The 18,441-nt window shown below is 51.3% G+C and carries 12 protein-coding genes; 8 read left to right on the top strand and 4 right to left on the bottom strand.

What is annotated here, in order from left to right; genetic code table 11:
* Positions 1-522: 522 nt before the first annotated feature.
* The 5 genes from SK35_RS12740 to SK35_RS12720 all read left to right on the top strand — a co-directional run bounded on the left by SK35_RS12740 (position 523) and on the right by SK35_RS12720 (position 10,704).
* The gene (locus tag SK35_RS12740) at positions 523-5,856 is read left to right on the top strand and encodes a peroxidase family protein (protein WP_048214198.1); all 5,334 of its coding nucleotides are present in this window, start codon (positions 523-525) and stop codon (positions 5,854-5,856) included.
* A gap of 10 nt (positions 5,857-5,866) precedes the next feature.
* The gene (locus SK35_RS12735; protein WP_048214197.1) at positions 5,867-7,606 is read left to right on the top strand and encodes a type I secretion system permease/ATPase; all 1,740 of its coding nucleotides are present in this window, start codon (positions 5,867-5,869) and stop codon (positions 7,604-7,606) included.
* Entirely contained in the window at positions 7,606-8,934 is a 1,329-nt protein-coding gene (locus SK35_RS12730) for an HlyD family type I secretion periplasmic adaptor subunit (RefSeq protein WP_187426957.1), read from the top strand. Before SK35_RS12735 ends, SK35_RS12730 begins: the two co-directional genes overlap by 1 nt.
* 102 nt (positions 8,935-9,036) lie before the next feature.
* Complete coding sequence (locus SK35_RS12725; protein WP_048214196.1) at positions 9,037-9,324, top strand: VF530 family DNA-binding protein; 288 nt, start codon at positions 9,037-9,039, stop codon at positions 9,322-9,324.
* A 12-nt stretch (positions 9,325-9,336) separates the two neighbouring features.
* The gene (locus SK35_RS12720; RefSeq protein WP_032943455.1) at positions 9,337-10,704 is read left to right on the top strand and encodes a glycoside hydrolase family 10 protein; all 1,368 of its coding nucleotides are present in this window, start codon (positions 9,337-9,339) and stop codon (positions 10,702-10,704) included.
* A 96-nt stretch (positions 10,705-10,800) separates the two neighbouring features.
* On the opposite strand, the gene SK35_RS12715 is transcribed toward SK35_RS12720, so the two are convergent.
* The 4 genes from SK35_RS12715 to hdeB all read right to left on the bottom strand — a co-directional run bounded on the left by SK35_RS12715 (position 10,801) and on the right by hdeB (position 14,987).
* Positions 10,801-12,072 carry a type II toxin-antitoxin system HipA family toxin gene (locus SK35_RS12715; RefSeq protein ID WP_048214195.1) on the bottom strand — a complete coding sequence of 424 codons (1,272 nt, stop codon included), beginning with the start codon at positions 12,070-12,072 and terminating at the stop codon, positions 10,801-10,803.
* Positions 12,065-12,379: a helix-turn-helix domain-containing protein gene (locus SK35_RS12710; RefSeq protein ID WP_048214194.1), complete on the bottom strand. Its 315-nt coding sequence runs from the start codon at positions 12,377-12,379 to the stop codon at positions 12,065-12,067. The genes SK35_RS12715 and SK35_RS12710 overlap by 8 nt, the downstream gene beginning before the upstream one ends.
* A 176-nt stretch (positions 12,380-12,555) precedes the next feature.
* The gene (locus tag SK35_RS12705) at positions 12,556-14,502 is read right to left on the bottom strand and encodes a methyl-accepting chemotaxis protein (protein ID WP_048214193.1); all 1,947 of its coding nucleotides are present in this window, start codon (positions 14,500-14,502) and stop codon (positions 12,556-12,558) included.
* A 155-nt stretch (positions 14,503-14,657) separates the two neighbouring features.
* Positions 14,658-14,987, bottom strand: coding sequence for an acid-activated periplasmic chaperone HdeB (gene hdeB, locus SK35_RS12700; RefSeq protein WP_003019999.1), 330 nt, complete (start codon positions 14,985-14,987; stop codon positions 14,658-14,660).
* A gap of 401 nt (positions 14,988-15,388) precedes the next feature.
* Here hdeB and SK35_RS12695 point away from each other — a divergent pair, with 401 nt between their 5' ends.
* The 3 genes from SK35_RS12695 to SK35_RS12685 are packed head-to-tail and all read left to right on the top strand — an operon-like array spanning position 15,389 to position 18,435.
* A complete protein-coding gene (locus SK35_RS12695; protein WP_048214192.1) occupies positions 15,389-16,255 on the top strand; it encodes a MurR/RpiR family transcriptional regulator in 867 nt (288 codons plus the stop codon).
* A gap of 14 nt (positions 16,256-16,269) precedes the next feature.
* Entirely contained in the window at positions 16,270-16,857 is a 588-nt protein-coding gene (gene ddpX, locus SK35_RS12690; RefSeq protein ID WP_003832991.1) for a D-alanyl-D-alanine dipeptidase, read from the top strand.
* 15 nt (positions 16,858-16,872) lie between these two features.
* Entirely contained in the window at positions 16,873-18,435 is a 1,563-nt protein-coding gene (locus SK35_RS12685; protein WP_048214191.1) for an ABC transporter substrate-binding protein, read from the top strand.
* Positions 18,436-18,441 lie beyond the last annotated feature (6 nt).

Genomic DNA, 18,441 nt, shown 5'->3' with positions numbered 1-18,441 from the left:
ATTTTATCCAATATTAAATTTTATAATTCAACACAACGACATCTTAAAAGCCGACTTAATGAGAACTCTTCTTAATAAGTGATTTGACATAAATTCTAATGTAAAGAAATGAAAATTTAATCTTTTCATAAAAAAGTATGAGTGAAGTCGCCAACGGAAAAACCATAGTTATGATCATCACATAACTGTAATATGTGGTTTAAAAAGTAAAACCTTTACAGCCTTGAGGAGACCTTGTCTTCTCAAAACTTCGTGTCTCAAATATGTCTTTGATTTCAATGGGACACGATGATCGTTAACCTCTAAAACCTAATATATAAGTGAGGTGAATATCTTATTGTGCTAACTAATCTTCAGGAGAATAACGCTAATCTGGTCATGGATACATCATTTTTAAAATATGGACTTTTAATCATGCAATAACAATCAGGTATCTGATACGACTCATTCTTCTGTCATTTTTTGTAAGCGGAAGAAAAGAGTGATGATAGCTAATACAGGTAAAGATAGGGGTAATGACTTATGGCCTCACAATATGACTTTACTGTCACCCTGCACGATCTTGCTTTTATTCTTAAGCAGATCAAAATATCCGAAGCGGCAACTAACCCAGATGGTAGCGTTAATGCTGAATTGCTTAGAGAATTAGTTTCCAGCCCGCTATTACCTTATGGACTTCGCACGGTAGATGGTTCATGGAATAATCTTCTACCGGGTCAGGAGTTATATGGCTCTGCCGACCAGACAATGCCGAGATTAACCGCGTTAAACTGGCAAGATGCGGACCAAATGACCAGTTATATCCAAATTGGTGGCACCGTTATTGATGCCGACCCACGAATTATTAGTAACTTAATTTCCGATCAAACGGCATCTAACCCAGCCGCACTGGAGGTATTTAACGCGTTAAAAGATGCTCCCGGCGGGGGGACTATTACAGGAGACGGAGAAACGTTATCCATTCCTAACCAGTCTCCCGATATCGGTCTCTCCCCTGCTTTTAACGGCTGGATGACCTTCTTTGGCCAGTTTTTTGACCACGGTCTGGATTTGATTCCCAAAGGAGGCAACGGTATCGTTTTCATTCCGCTACAGCCGGATGACCCTTTATATGTTGAAGGGGCGTCGACAAACTTTATGCTATTAACCCGGGCAACGGTGGATGAAAACCGAGAGACAGTAAACCTGACTACCCCCTTCATCGACCAAAACCAAACCTACACCTCCCATCCTTCACATCAGATTTTCATCCGCGAATACGTCATTATTGATGGGAAACCTGAGCCTACCGGGAATTTATTAGGCGGTGCGAACGGTGGACTGGCGACCTGGGCCGACGTTAAAAACCAGGCTGAAACTCTGCTTGGCATTAAACTCACCGATCAGGATGTGTTTAATGTTCCCCTGCTGGCTACGGATCGCTATGGTAATTTGATTTTAAGTGAAAATGGAAAGGTACAGATTGTTACCACCGGGGGACTCATTGAAGCCAACGGCGGTCTGTTGCCTGAGGGAACATTCCGCACCGGCCATGCGTTTCTTGATGATATTGCGCATACTGCCGCGCCAAAAGCGGGTCTGCTGGCAGATGATGACACTGCGATTGGAGGCGAAGGAGCGCAACCGGCAGGAACCTATGATAACGAACTGCTCGATCGTCACTTTATTACCGGTGACGGGCGTGGGAACGAAAATATAGGTTTAACCGCGGTGCACGCCGTTTTTCACAGCGAGCATAACCGTCTGGTTGAGCAATATAAAACAACACTGCTGGAAACCGGTGATATCGACCTCATTAATCAGTGGTTGATGCCCAATCATCAAATCACGGAATTACCTGCCGATACCAGTACGCTGGTATGGAACGGTGAGTACCTATTCCAGGCAGGTCGTTTCTCCACGGAAATGCAATATCAGCACCTCGTATTCGAGGAGTTTGCCCGTACCGTACAACCCGCCGTCGATCCGTTTGTTTTCTCCAACACGGCGGATATAAACCCGATGATCTTTGCCGAGTTTGCGCATGTGGTTTACCGTTTTGGGCATTCAATGCTGACAGAAACCGTGGCGCGCACCGACATTGATATGCAAAGCGGCGATATTGACCTGATTTCAGCATTCCTGAATCCGGTAGCATTTAATCAAATCAACGGGGCCACCGTCACGGACGATCAGGCTATTGGCGCAATTGTGCGTGGTATGACGCGTCAGGTGGGTAACGAAATTGATGAATTTATTACCGATGCTCTGCGTAATAATCTCATCGGCCTGCCCCTCGATTTAGGCGCGCTTAATATAGCCCGTGGCCGTGACACCGCAATGCCGACGCTGAACCAGGCCCGCGAGCAGTTTTTTGCATTAAGCGGTGATAGTCAACTGAAGCCTTATACCAGTTGGGCTGACTTCACTACCTACCTGAAAAATCCCGCTTCAATCATTAACTTTATGGCCGCCTATGGTCAGCATGAGCTGATCCTCAATGCCACCAGCCTTGAAGGTAAGCGTGCAGCGGTAAACTTCCTGTTGTTTGGTGATGCTAACAATGCCCCGCCTGCGGATGCGATGGATTTCTTTAACAGTACCGGAGCGTGGGCAACCAAAGAGACCGGCCTGAATATGGTCGATTTCTGGATTGGCGGGCTGGCAGAGCGCAAAAATGAATTTGGCGGCATGCTCGGCTCAACCTTCAACTTCGTCTTTGAAACACAAATGGAAATGCTTCAGGACGGCGATCGTTTCTACTATCTGAGCCGCGTTCAGGGGCTGAACTTACTCAATGAACTGGAGGCCAACTCGTTTTCCGCGCTGGTAATGCGTAACAGCGATCTTGGCGATGAGGGATCCTCCCACCTGCCCGCAAATCTGTTCCAGACACCGGACCATATTTTTGAAGTGAACCGCGTGCTGCAAACGGAAATCGACCCGAAATGGGGAAATCCACTGAAGGATCTGCTCTCGCCGTTGTTGGTGCGTCGTGACCCAGGTGCGGATGTTGACGGCGATAGTTTTGCCGATGGCGGGTATCTGAAATATACCGGCGATGGGCATGTGGTGCTTGGAGGGACGGCAGGCAATGATACGTTAATCGGCGGTAAAGGGATCGACAGTCTGTGGGGTGATGGCGGAGATGACCGACTGGACGGCGGCGACGAAGCCGACGTGGTCCATGGTGGTGACGGTGATGACATTATTACCGATACCGGTACGCCTGTAGGTGATGCGGACTTCCTGCACGGTGATGCCGGACATGACGTTATCTTCTCCGGTAACGGAAACGATCTGGTCTTTGGTGGCAGCGGTAGCGACTTCGTGGTGGTCGGCGAAGATGCACAGGAGGTCTTCTCGGGTCAGGATAACGACTTTGCGCTTGGCGGCTCGGGTGGTGATTTCCTGATGGGCAACGAAGGCGATGACTGGCTGGAAGGTGGCGACGGGTTTGACACGCTGGCGGGTGACAACTCTGAGTTGTTCTTCAACAGTACCATTATCGGTCACGATGTTCTTAACGGTCAGGGTAACGACACCGACTACGATGGCGAAGCCGGTGACGACATCATGGTTCAGGGCGCGGGGATCCAGCGCAATAATGGCATGGCCGGTTTCGACTGGGCTATCCATAAAGGCGACCCAAATGGCGCTAACTCTGACCTTGGGATCCCTATTTTTGTCAACCAGCAGGAGTTTATTCTACGCGACCGTTTTGATCTTGTTGAAGGGCTGTCGGGCTGGAAATACGACGATATCCTGACCGGGACAGAACAGCCGATAGGTACTGCGCCTGTTCAGGGCGTTCCCCTCTCTAACAACCTGACCCAGGAAGGTGCGGACCGGATCACCGGTTTACAGGCTATTCTCGGCGTAGAGCGTTCTACAAATCCGGACGCGGTGCTCCTGAACCCTGATGATGGTAGCGATATTTTACTCGGCGGTGGTGGTAGCGATCGCATTATGGGTAAAGCCGGTAACGATATCATTGATGGTGATGCATGGCTCAACGTGCGTATTGCCGTTACGGGTATGGCAGGACTCACCAGCGCCGAAGGAATGGCCGAACTGAAATCGTACATGCTGGCCGGCACGCTGAAACCGAATCAGCTGTCGATTGTGCGAGAAATCCTGCATGAAGGTAACGGCACGGAAACTGACGTCGCGGTGTACCGTGATGTTAGCAGCAACTATGTCTTTACCCGTATGGCGGACGGTAGCCTGCGCGTCGATCACGCCACGCCGGATGCCGCGCTGAACCTGAATGATGGCATCGATCGTCTGTTGAACATCGAAAAACTGGAGTTTGGTGATGGGAAGCAGCTGTGGGTGACGGCGCAGCAAGCGACGGGCGATCTTACCATCAGCAATCCTAACCCTTCGGTGGGCGACCTGCTGCGCGTCAACGTGGCGAACTTGCTGGATGGTAACGGCCTGGCGGCGGATGTGGCCATTACCATGACCTGGCAGGCATTCGTCAACGGCCAATGGCGAGATCAGGCAACCGGCGTTGAGTTCAGAGTGCCAGGCGCTATTCAGGGCGCACCGCTGCGTGTGGTAGCCAGTTTTAACGACCGCATGGGTGACGCTGAAACCCTGGTGTCGGCACAAACTCAGGCGATCCTACCGCGAAATCAGGCCACGACTGGTGTGCCGGTAATTAACGACCTCACCCCAACTGAAAGCCTGACGCTGACCGCGGTGGTTTCAGGCATTGCTGACGCCGATGGTCTGAGCGGCGGTAATTTCACTTATCAATGGAGAATGAGTTCGCCAACCGGATTCGTCAACATTAACGGTGCGACTTCCGCCACCTATACGCCGGGTCAGGCTATGGTTGGCAGAACGTTGCAGGTGGTCGTTACCGTCGTCGACGATGAAGGCAACCCCCCTGTTGTCCTGACGTCGACCACCACCCAGCCCGTGGGCGATCTGATTGTGGGTACCAACGGGGCTAACACCCTCGTCGGTACTGCCTGGAGCGATATCCTACGCGGTGAAGGCGGTAATGACACCTTACTCGGCGGTGCAGGTGACGATCTGCTCATTGGCGGTGCGGGAAACGACAACCTCTCTGGTCAGGCGGGGCAAGATATTCTGCAAGGTGATGCCGGTAATGACACGCTTGATGGCGGGCTTGGTGCCGACAGTATGACCGGCGGCGCGGGCGATGATACCTACATCGTTGATGATTTCGGTGATGTAGTTATCGAAGGTGTGAATGGCGGCACGGACGTTGTCCGAACCAACCTCAGCAGCTACGACCTCACCGATAACGTGGAAGAACTGGTATTTACCGGCAGCGGTAGTTTTATCGGTACCGGTAATGCCATTGCGAACACCATTACGGGAGGGACCGGTAACGACTATCTGTTCGGCATGGGCGGTAACGACCAGTTGTTTGGTGGTATCGGGAATGACTTCCTCGATGGCGGAGATGGCGCTGATAACCTGCAAGGCGGAGTTGGTAACGACGTCATGATTGGCGGTGCGGGCGCGGATACCCTCTCCGGCGGTAGCGGGGACGATATTCTCAATGGTCAGGAAGGTAACGACATTCTGGACGGTGGTGCCGGTAGCGATATCTTTGCCTTTGGCGCCAACTTTGGGCAGGACCGAATTACCGGTTTTGACAGTAACCCCAACGGCGGGCAGGACTTCCTTGATCTCGTCTTGTTAGGTATCAACGCGGGTAATTTTGCCAGCAGCGTGTCTATCACCGGAAACAATGGCAACACCATTGTGACTATCGGTACAGATACCATCACATTGGTGGGCGTCAACTCAACCACCGTGAATATTGGTGACTTTTATCTGGAAATGCCCACCACCCTTGCCAGCAACAATGGCAATAGTTCATTGATCGTATAAGGAGAAGACTATGTCGCGCCAGCATACGCCAACAGAACTGAATGATGCATTAAAAGGAACGAAACCCACTTTTCTGATGCTGTTGTTTTTTAGTTGTGTGATTAATATGCTTATGCTGGCGCCGGCAATTTATATGCTACAAGTATACGACCGCGTGCTGGTGAGTAAAAATACCACCACGCTGTTAATGCTAACCTTATTGATTGTCGGCTTGTACATCGTTATAGCCATGATTGAATCCGCCCGCGCGCAGGTCATGGTCAGGCTTGGCAACCGGCTGGATATAAAGCTAAGCCAGTTAGTCTTTAACGCGGCATTTAAAAGAAAGATGGTTACCGGCGATAACAACCCGGCGCAATCTTTAGCCGAACTGGATCAGCTCCGTCAGTTTCTTTCCGGGAATAGTCTATTCGCCTTACTGGATATTCCCTGGACGCCGATATATCTGTTCATCGCCTTTTTGGTCCATCCCCTGCTGGGATACCTTTCTCTCGGCGGAATAACGTTATTATTCATTCTGACGCTGGTCTCGGAAATCTCTACCAAACGCCCGATTCAGCAAGCGCACGCCTTAACCATTAACAATGCCAGCAAACTGAATAAACAGCTGCAAAACGCCGATGCCATTGAGGCGATGGGAATGCTCTCGACCCTGAAGTCCAACTGGCAGGAGCAACATAACAAAGTGCTGGCGCTACAAACGCAGATTGCTGACAAAACGGCCGGGTTGAGCAGCCTCAGCCGCTTTGTGCGGGTGTTGCTGCAATCTATTGCGCTGGGTGCCGGGGCTTTACTGGTGATCGGTGGCCATATTACTCCTGGCTTGATGATCGCCGCCTCGATTATTCTTGGCCGCGTCCTCAACCCGGTAGAACAAGTTATTGGCAGCTGGAAGCAGTTCGTGCAGTTTCGTAGCGCGTGGCATCAGCTCTCAACCTTGCTGAAGGAGTATCCGGCACCGAAAGAGGTACTGACCCTGCCGCGTCCGAACGGCAACATCAGCGTCGAAAGTGTCTTCGCTGCAGCCCCCGGCCAGCCTTCCCCGCTACTGCGTAATATCTCATTCCAGCTGGAGCAAGGTGAAGTTCTGGGGATTATCGGCCCCTCAGCCTCAGGGAAAACCTCGCTGGCAAAGGTTCTGGTTGGCGTCTGGAAACCGCTATCAGGGAAAGTCAGATTAGACGGCGCAGATATTTGTCAGTGGGATAAAGCGCTACTAGGCCCGTCTATTGGCTATCTGCCGCAGGATGTGGAACTGTTTGACGGTACCATCGCGCAAAACATTGCCCGCTTCGCGCAGAATGACAGTGAGCTTATCGTCGCCGCCGCATTACTGGCAGGCGTTCATGAGATGATCCTGCGCTTGCCACAAGGTTATGACACGCTGTTGGGCGCAGGTGGATACCAGCTCTCCGGCGGGCAGCGGCAGCGCATCGGACTGGCACGCGCCGTGTATAACAATCCTGCGTTCATCGTGCTTGATGAACCGAATGCTAATCTTGACGACGCGGGCGAATTTGCACTCGTTAAAGCCATCAATACCCTGCGTACACAGGGACAAACTACCGTCATTATCTCACACCGCCCGACGCTGCTCGGCGTGGTCAATAAGGTTTTGCTGCTTAACGATGGCGCCATACAGGAGTTTGGTACCCGCGATCAGGTTTTTGCTCATTTGCGTCAGGCCAACGTACTGAAACCGGTGGCTACGCCTTCTCCATCCACGACTGAACAGCAACGTGAGGCCTGATGATGAAAAAGAATCCCCACAATACGGCATCTGCTGGCGTAGATACCAATATCTGGTCGCCGATTATCCGGGGCGTGATCGTCATTGTGCTTGGTGTCGGTAGTTTTATATTCTGGGCAGTGCAAGCTCCGTTAGATGCGGGCGTGGTCGCTGATGGTACGGTAACCGTATCGAGTAACCGCAAAACCATTCAGCATCTGAGCGGCGGTCGGGTAACGGATATCTTTATCAAAGAAGGCGACTTCGTGAAGAAAAATCAGGTTCTCGTCCGGTTGGATAAAATGCAGCTCGAAATGCGTTTTAGCGCGTTAAATGCCCAGTATATTTCTGCAAAAAGTATCGAAGATCGTCTGTTGGCAGAACGCGATGGCCTGGAAGCGATCCGCTTTAATACGACGCTGACGCAGCAATTCTCTGGCAATAAACGGCTGACAGAAGTCAGAAATCTGCAGGCCAAGCTTTTCGATACGCGTCGCAAAACGATTCAGGACGAACTGTCGATGATTGAGGAGACGCTCGATGGTCTGGTTGGGCAAACGGATAATCTCAATAAAATAAAAGGCTATCGCGACCACCAGTTTTCTCTGATTAACCGGGAGTTGGGGGCTATTCGCGCGCTGAGCGAAAAGAATTATTACCCCAAAGCGCAATTACTGGTGCTGGAGCGCGAGGCGGCTGAAATATCTGGCAGCGTTTCAGAAGATATTCTTAACATTGCCAAACTGAAATCGCAGCAAAACGAATTAAAAATTAAAGCCTACCAGGTGCGTCATCAATATTTACGTGAAGTTGAGTCTGAACTGACGGAAAACCAAAAAGAAGTGGCGATGCTGGAGGATGAACTGGTGTCCACCCGTCACGAGCTGGATAACACCGAGATCCGCTCACCGATTAACGGTATCGTGCTGGATGTTAAAGTCAGTACCGTGGGCGGCGTCATTCAACCCGGCGAACATCTTATGGATATTGTCGCCGCCGGACAACCCATGCAAATTGATGCCAAAATACCCGTGCATGCCATTGATAAACTAGTCCCCGGCTTAACCGTTGATGTGCTTTTCCCTGCCCTTAACCATGCCCTGTTGCCGTCGGTTCCGGCCCGGGTTCTGACTATCTCGGCGGACCGCTTAATTGATGAAGCCACTCAGCAGCCTTACTACCTTGCGGAAGTACAGGTTTCAGCAGAGGGCGCGCGTTTGCTGGGCGATTACAAAATTAAAGCGGGAATGCCTGCCAGCGTGACGATCAAGACCGGTGAGCGAACCCTGATGAGTTACCTGTTTAAACCGTTGATTGCCCGTCTGGAACTGGCTTTTAAAGAGTATTGAGCCATCCATTGCCGGTATGGCGTTGCTGGCAGCTTTGCTTTCTTGTAACCTTCTTCCCGTCTCACTACTGACAAAATCTGGAACCACTGAACTGGACTTCATATGAATGCTCATATTTCTAAAGACCCTTTACATGGCGTAACGCTTGAAATGCAGGTCAATGCCCTGGTTGAACGTTATGGTTGGGGTGAACTGGCGCAACGCATTAATATCAACTGCTTTAAAAATGAACCGAGCGTTAAATCCAGTCTGAAGTTTCTGCGCCGTACGCCGTGGGCGCGGGCAGAAGTTGAAGCGCTGTACCTTGATTCGCTGCATGACCTGGCCTCAAACAACACCCCCGAACCGGCCTTCGATCCCTGGGCTAACAGCCGCAATAAAAAGAAATAAGAGCAAAATCAGATGGCAGCATCCGGTTTCTTTTCAGGAAATTATCAGAAAAAACTGGCGAAGATTCTCGCCCGTTCTCGTGCCAGACTACCGCTGACCAACATGAAATGGTTTGCTGTACTCGTAGGCAGTATGTTGTTACTGGGAAGCTGTTCTTCACAACCGCCCGGTCCCAAAACCACTCCGCTACCTCCGGTGAGCAAACCACAGCAGAGCAAGGAGCCAGTGCGCGGGATCTGGCTGGCGACAGTTTCACGTCTAGACTGGCCACCTATCTCATCCGTGAACATCAGTTCGCCTGCCGTACGCATCAGCCTGCAGCAAAAAGCGCTGACGGATAAGCTGGACAACCTGAAACGGCTTGGTATTAACACCGTTTTTTTCCAGGTTAAGCCCGATGGGACCGCATTGTGGAAGTCAAAGATTCTACCGTGGTCAGATACCCTGACCGGTACGATTGGCCAGGATCCGGGTTACGATCCGCTGCAGTTTATGCTCGATGAAGCGCATAAACGCGGAATGAAAGTTCATGCCTGGCTTAACCCCTACCGTGTTTCCGTGAACACCAAACCTTCGACGGTCACTGAATTAAACAGCACGCTGTCACAGACGCCGTCCAGCGTATACGTCCTGCATCGGGACTGGATCCGCACTGCGGGCGAGCGTTTTGTGTTAGACCCCGGTATTCCCGACGTGCGCGACTGGATCACCAGCATCGTGGCGGAAGTGGTTGAGAATTACCCGGTCGACGGCGTGCAGTTTGATGATTACTTCTATACCGAATCTCCCGGCTCTGCGCTCAACGACAGCCAGACCTTCAGAAGATACGGCCAGGGATTCGCTTCCAAGGCTGACTGGCGTCGCGATAACACGCAACGGCTGATTGCCCAGGTATCGCGGACCATCAAGAAACTCAAGCCTGAGGTTGAATTCGGCGTCAGTCCTGCGGGCGTGTGGCGCAACCGTTCGCACGATCCAGCGGGCTCCGACACGCGCGGCGCGGCAGCGTATGATGAATCGTATGCAGACACCCGCCGTTGGGTGCAACTAGGTTTGCTGGATTACATTGCACCGCAACTCTACTGGCCTTTTGCCCGCGACGCAGCGCGTTACGATGTACTGGCAAAATGGTGGGCAGATGTCGTGAAATCAACCAACACCCGCCTCTACATTGGTGTAGCGCTGTATAAAGTTGGTGAACCATCGAGAAAAGAGCCAGACTGGACGGTAAAAGGCGGTGTGCCGGAACTGAAAAAGCAGCTCGATTTAAACGAATCCGAACCGTACATCAACGGCACGATCCTGTTTCGCGAAGATTATCTTAATCAACCTCAAACGCAGGAAGCCGTGACCTATATTCGTAATCGTTGGGGACGTTAATAGTTATCCTCTGGTCAGTTTAGCGAGGAAATGTAGCGGGGAAACATTGCCCCGCTCAGCTTTAATTTTCCGGGAAGTGTTGCGGCTGTATCTGCGTTACCGGGACATTAACCGACGGACATTATCATCAATTTGTTTCTGAATCGTCTTCAGCGTGGATTGCGTTATCTGATCGGGGTATTTGTCCCTGGCGATGGCGCTCAATGCCGTGGCAAAGTGACAGACTTTTTCGATTATGCCGTTCACATGGTCAGCAGATAACTCAGCTTCCTGAACGCCAAGCGACTGAAGGTGCTTTCTTTTGATATCCAGCGCCTCTCCCAGCACGTCCATTTGGTGATACCCGCCAGGCCCTTCGCACCAGGTGACATCGTAAGCCGGAGCCAGAGTCCAGTCTCCATCGGATGACATTAAATAGGCAAAATTCTTCGGATGATCGTCGCGGTTGTTAAATGCCACGTTGAAAACCACGCGTTCGAACGCTTTTGCCTTTTCTCTGACATCATTGGTACAAATCTGCGTGGCGCGCAGAAAATCCCGGTAGTCTAAAGCGCCGGGTATCTGGTAATTTGCCCCGGTAAGTGCCGCCAGGCTCTGCATAGGAATACGTATCGACTGGTCACGGTCGAAACGGCGAGTGGCAAATGCCGCCTGTCCGCCGGGCAGATTGAAATACGCAGTATCGGGCGTGGTGATCCCACATTGGCGCAAGCATTCAGCATAAACCGCTTCGATGGCACATACCTCAGCATGCTCATGCCTGGCGGGAAATTTAATCAGCCAGCTTTCGCTCCCGGGTAGCGGCGCCGTGGTGAATTTAGACGTGACAGTGTCACGATAAAGTAACGCCTTAGGCCTTGCTCCCTGTGGCGAACCGCCCATCTGGAGTAGTTTTTGCAAGAATTCCCCGCCTTCGCCGCTCAGGACTTCCTGAACCTCAGCGGCCAGTTGTGCGAGAGGAACATCCTCTTTTGACAGCGTCTCGGAATCTGACTGAACGGGCTGGAATGTCATGGCGCCCATCGCGTTGTTGCCGACCCAGGTTAAGCGCTCCAATGGACCAATGCGTGCTGCGTTGAGCCCGCGGCGTTTAAATAGTCGGTCCATCAACAGCATACCCCAGCCGTCAGGTAGCGAATCATAGACTGGCCCAGGTAATCCCAGCTGATGAGCCGGGAAATCCCTGCGTAAACGGGGACCGTTCAGCGGTAACATCAGTCGGGACAGTTCCAGCCCCTTACGTAAGGCCTCTTCACTGTATTCAAAGGCGATCAACGGACGTCCGGTCAGGGCTGTGGAAGACACCAGTTTGCCCCACAGCCATTTCTCACCCCAGCCTTCATAGAAGACATCAACTTGCTCAGGCATCAGAATTTTTCCTTTTGATCCGCTGACGTGCCGCGCTCTTTTCGTAACGCAAAATATCATCCAGACTATCAATCCTGGGTTTGAATAACCCCTCCAGCGCATCGCCATAGCCTAACACCATCGCGACTTTGACCAGATTCTCAAATCCTACATTCTTACCGGTTTCCAGATTTGAAACGGTATTCACACCGACACCTGAACGCGCGGCAACATCAGCTTGCGTCATTTGCTGCGCGAGTCGTTCTTTACGCAATCTGTCGCAAAGCAGTTTGACGATATCAGCTGCAGTATTTAGCGTTAAATCCATAATATTGGCTCTTATTGGGATAAAAACGACTTTACACACAATATTATAGAGTTAAGTGGGGAATGATTCAAAGTATAATAAGACACAATAAAAAGGAGTTAAACCGGAAAATCTTGCTTAAGGACCATTATACTGGAGTTATCCGGGCACATTGTCTGTACCCGGATATGGTGTGGTTATCCGGCAACGCCAGGCTCAGGTAACCTGAAGGAAGAGACCAGCAACGCCAGTTGTTCCGCCTCCTCTTTCAGCGCCTGCGTCCGTGCGGCGGCATCATCAATTAACGAGGCATTCTGCTGAACGGTGCTGTCCATTTCGGTAACGGCCAGCGTAACTTCGGAAACGCCCTTACGTTGTTCTTCACCCGCAACGCGTATTTCCCCCATCAACTGGCGCACCTGACGCACATTGTTGACCAGTTCTCCCAGACGCTCACCAGCATTGTGAATTTGCTGACTTCCGCTACCAACATGAGAAACGGATTCATCAATCAATGTTTTAATTTCCTGCGCGGCGGTGGCACTGCGCTGAGCCAGCGTGCGCACTTCGGAGGCCACGACGGCAAACCCTCTGCCTGCATCGCCCGCTCTGGCGGCTTCAACCGCGGCATTCAGGGCGAGAATATTGGTCTGGAACGCAATGCTGTCGATGACCGCGACAATTTCCACCATTCTGCCGGATGAGGCGCTGACGTTATCCATTGTTGAGATCACGCCCTGCATCACATCGCCGCAGCGGTTGGCCGTTTGCGCGGTGCTATCGGATAGCTCATCCGCCAGTTGTGTATTACTGGCGTTTTGATGAACGGTCGCATTTAACTGTTCCATAGCCGCCGAACTCTCTTCCAGCGCAGCGGCCTGCTGCGTTACGCGAGATGAAAGCTCCATATTACTGTCAGCCAGGCTAACGGCGTTATTCGCTACCACTGTGCTACTGCTTCTGACGGTGATCAGGATGGCCGAGATTTTATCGACGAACAGGTTAAACGCCTCGGCGATAGCCGAAATCTCGTCTTTGCCACGAACATCCAGACGACGGGTAAGATCGCCTTCTCCCTGCGCGATATCATCAAGTGCCTGACGGGTATCATCAAGACGTGAAATCAGTCGACGAACCACCAGCCATGATCCCACCAGCAACAGCGTCATGATAGGGATCAATACTTCCAGAACGTCCTGCATCATCACTTTGGCAAGACCGACAATACGAGATTCCGGGGTTGCAAGTCCTACGACCCAGCCGGTATCTGGCATCGGGAACAGCATTACTTGTGACGCGGTATTCAGGACGTTGTCGTTTGCCAGCGTGATAGTCTTCACCCCATCTGTCGGGCGCAAAGATTTCAGACCGTTTTGCACCGGGATAAGCCACTGCGCGCTTTGCGCCAAATCGTTAATGGTTTTATATTTTGCCAGGTCGGCCTGTGGGAAATAGAGAATTTGTCCCTGCTTGTCTAGCACAAACGCGTAACCACCGGTGCTGTTTCCCTGCTGCTGCATGAAAGTAGCGACGTTATCCAGACGGATATCGGTGGTAGCGACACCGGCAAACTTGCCCGCCTGTTGATAAGGCACGCTGCATGTCACCATGTTGACGCCTGAACTGGCATCCTGGTAAACGTCAGACCATAAACAGCTGTTTTGTGAATGGCCTTTGGCCAGTTGATACCAGCTTTCATTGTGGTATCCACTCGATCCTTCGACGTTATAATCATTGGAATACACCAGCTTTCCTTCAGCATTACGCGCCCAGAAAAAGCTTCTTTTCTCCACACCTGCGGTGAAGGCGTCTGGTTCTGGCCAGATGCCGCCGCCGGTAATAATCGAGTCTTTACCCTCACCAATCAGATGCGGAACAACGCTTTGGTACAGAGATTCATCGTTAGGCAACACTTCAGCCAGTCGCGACAGGCTGACGGTCTCACCTTCAATTCGGGACAATACGGTACTCAACTGACGGGTTAAACCTTGCCCTGTTTCTTCGATCAGGGCGGTGTTGATTTCAACGACGCGCGGCTGACCGCGCCAGAGCATAATCACCACGATAACAAGGGTCGTTACTGCAAGCAGCAGAATGCCGCCGATGGTTAAACGCGTTGAAATACGAGTAGGATACCAGGCCATACAAACTCCTTCTGCAAAAGGCTAACTTTTATCCAGTATCGGCACAGGCGTTTATATCTTTATAAAGTTTTCTTAAGTATCACAAAACAAATTAGTGACAGTGTCACAAATAACAAAACCCAGCACTTTGGCTGGGTTTTAATAACGGTTTAATCTTATTTAGATAATTCTTTTTTGATTTCGTCTTTTATTTTACTTAATTCACTCTGCGGATGTTTCTTACAAAGTTCGACGGTCAGAGGAACTGCGGTCGTAACGGTTTCGTTATAGTCGACGTAGTCACCACCTTTGAAGTCTTCGTCTTCATTGAGCACCCAGAAGGCCACCGGAGCCATAGTTTGTGGGTTCAAATCAATAAACTCCTGGCAGTTCATGCCTTTTGGAGTCACTTCAGTTTTAGCGTTATCTGTTGCTGCATTGACGCTGACACTGGTTAACAGCGCTGCAACCAGAATACCTGCTGTAGAAAGGGAGAATTTATTCATTGTAGTACTCCATTTATAATATAAATAATATCTACACTTGCGCTTAACACCGTTAATGTAGCTCGCGAAAAATAATACCCCTACCATCATAAGAATAAAGATTGGGGTTATTGATATGGCTGAAATTTATATTTCCCATTACTGATTCTTATGTCTGAGGGATAAATGTTGCCCACAATGTGATCGTTCCGACGAAATCAGCAGATTCATACCCCGCTTCCTCTGCCGTTGCACCAAAACTGAACTACGCTGCACAAATGTTGATCATTGGTTAATAAATATCGGTTTATTTTTAACAAAAACAGCCGACGTGCCGCTGTTACTGACATGGCACGCGTCCTGCATTGTTAATTCGCTAACAGAGATACGGAATCTGACAGACAACTAACAGCGAGAAGGTAATGACAGCCAAACCAGAGTTATTTACCCGCATAGAGCAAACCTTTAGCCAGCTAACGCCCAGCGAAAAGCGCGTGGCCGGGTGGCTGTTAGCCCATGCTGTGCAGATCCCATTTGAAACCGCGGATGGCATCGCCAAAGCAACCGGAACCAGTGGCATTACCGTCGGACGTTATCTGCGTAAACTGGGCTTTCGTAACCTGGAGGATGCCAAAGCCAGTCTGCGTGAGCTTCCCGTTGTTCCGTATCAGCCCTGGGGAATGAATGAACGACTGGACTCCTGGCACCAGCAACAAAGCCTGCCGGATCGGGCACAGCAGTCGCTGTTGCTGGAGATCGACGCTATTACCCACGTCTACCAGCTCGCACAAGGCGAAACGTTTTTACGCATTGCACAGCAGTTGGCGCATGCGGAAGCCGTGTACATCCTCGGGATCCAGTCCACCCGCGGGATCGCCAACGCCTTTTTTAGTCACCTGGAATACCTGCGACCTAAAGTCAGCTACTCCGAAGGCCTGTCCGGCAGTTGGGTTGAGTCGCTGAACTCGGGATTCAGCCAGCCTTACGTGGTTATTACCGATATGCGCGCCTACTCCGCTATTTCGCGACAATATTGCCGTGTCGCCACAGAGCGCTGCATTCCGCTGGCGCTCATTACCGATGTGTGGTGCCCATGGGCCAGGGATTATTCCATTGATTTACTTCAGGTAAAAACCGACACCGGACATTTCTGGGACTCACTGGCACCGGTGAGCTGTCTGTTCAACTTATTACTTTCTGCGGTGGTGGCACAACTGGGTGACGCCCTCGCAGGACGCCTGCAAACCAATCGCCAGTTACAACAACAATTTGGTCAATTCGAACAATAAACAGGAAACGTGCTATGTCAGAACTCCCAGAACTGGTCGATCTGTCGGTGATATTTCCGTCGCTGCATATCGATCTTAAATACGCTACTGCCGACAACATTACCGGCGCACCAATCTACCGGGAAGCGCGTTGTCTGTTGCACACTGAGGCGGTTACCGCGCTGGCTAAAAGCATCAGTATTGCGCAACTGGCCGGCCTGCAGCTTGTGGTGTACGACGCGTATCGCCCCCAGCAGGCGCAGGCGATACTGTGGAATGCCTGTCCCGACCCGCAGTATGTTGTCGATGTCGCGATTGGTTCCAATCACAGTCGGGGTACGGCCATTGACGTCACGTTGATGGACGATCGCGGCCATCTCCTTGATATGGGGGCCGGTTTTGATGAAATGCACGACCGTTCCCACGCCTGGCACCCGTCTGTACCTCCGGCAGCGCAGCGTAACCGCCTGCTGCTCAATGCCATTATGTTTGGCGGTGGTTTTGTCGGTATTAACAGTGAATGGTGGCATTTTGAATTACCTGATGCCGCCCGTTACCCGCTGCTTGACGATCAAATAGATTGTTACACTGTCACGCCCATAACAACACAACATCCCCTTTAATTCTGGAGCCTGGTTATGAAGACTACACCTGCGTTAAACACGTTTTTCCGCCCCGCTCTGATAGCCGTTGCGTTAGCATTTGCCCTGCCCGCCGCACAGGCTGCCGTTCCCAAAGATATGTTGGTGATTGGTAAAGCCGCCGATCCGCAGACGCTCGACCCCGCCGTGACCATCGATAACAATGACTGGACGGTCACCTATCCCTCCTACCAGCGGTTGGTTCAATACAAAACCGACGGAGGCAAAGGCTCCACGGAAGTTGAAGGTGATTTAGCCAGCGGCTGGAAAGCCTCTGACGATCAGAAAGAGTGGACGTTTACCCTGAAAAACGATGCCAAATTCGCCGACGGAACGCCGGTAACGGCAGATGCGGTAAAGCAATCCTTTGAACGTTTGCTCAAGATTGGTCAGGGACCTGCGGAGGCTTTCCCAAAAGATCTGAAGGTCGACGTCATTGATAACAACACGGTGAAATTTACCCTCAGCCAGCCGTTTGCCCCGTTTCTGTATACGCTGGCAAATGACGGTGCCTCAATCATTAACCCGGCCATCTTAAAAGAGCATGCCGCAGACGATGCCCGCGGATTCCTGGCGCAGAACACGGCTGGATCTGGTCCCTTCATGCTGAAGAGCTGGCAAAAGGGACAACAACTGGTGCTGGTGCCTAACCCGCATTATCCCGGTACAAAACCGACATTTAAGCGTGTCTCAGTCAAAATCATTGGTGAAAGCGCCTCCCGTCGCCTGCAATTGTCGCGTGGCGATATCGACATTGCCGATGCGCTGCCTGTTGACCAGCTTGCCGCTTTGAAACAGGAAGGCAAAGTGAACGTGGCGGATTATCCCTCGCTGCGCGTGACCTATCTGTATCTCAACAACAGTAAAGCCCCGCTCAATCAGGTGGATTTACGCCGTGCCATCTCGTGGGCCACTGATTATAAAGGCATGGTTAACGGGATCCTGAGCGGTAATGGAAAGCAAATGCGTGGCCCGATCCCTGAAGGCATGTGGGGTTTTGACGATAAGGCCATGCAGTACAGCTTCGATGAAGCCAAAGCCAAAGCCGCGTGGGACAAAGTTGCTAGCAAACCTGAAAGCCTGAGCTTCCTGTACTCTGATAATGACCCTAACTGGGAACCTATCGCGCTCGCCACCCAGGCAAGCCTTGGCAAACTGGGCATTAAGGTGAAATTGGAAAAACTGGCAAACGCCACCATGCGCGACCGCGTGGGCAAAGGCGATTACGACATTGCCATTGGCAACTGGAGTCCGGATTTTGCCGACCCGTACATGTTTATGAACTACTGGTTTGAGTCAGATAAGAAGGGTTTGCCCGGTAACCGTTCGTTCTATGAAAACGGTGAGGTCGATAAGCTGCTGCGCAGCGCGCTGGCCACAACCGATCAGGTGGCCAGAACCAATGACTACCAGCAGGCGCAAACCATCGTGATTGATGAAGCGGCCTACGTCTATTTATTCCAGAAAAACTATCAGCTGGCGATGAATAAAGACGTCAAAGGATTTGTATTCAACCCCATGCTGGAACAGGTCTTCAATATCTCCACCATGAGTAAATAAGCCACG

This window comes from Citrobacter sp. MGH105, from assembly GCF_001037485.2.
Taxonomy (GTDB): Bacteria; Pseudomonadota; Gammaproteobacteria; order Enterobacterales; family Enterobacteriaceae; genus Citrobacter; species Citrobacter portucalensis.
This window is presented reverse-complemented; position numbering and strand designations above follow the sequence as displayed.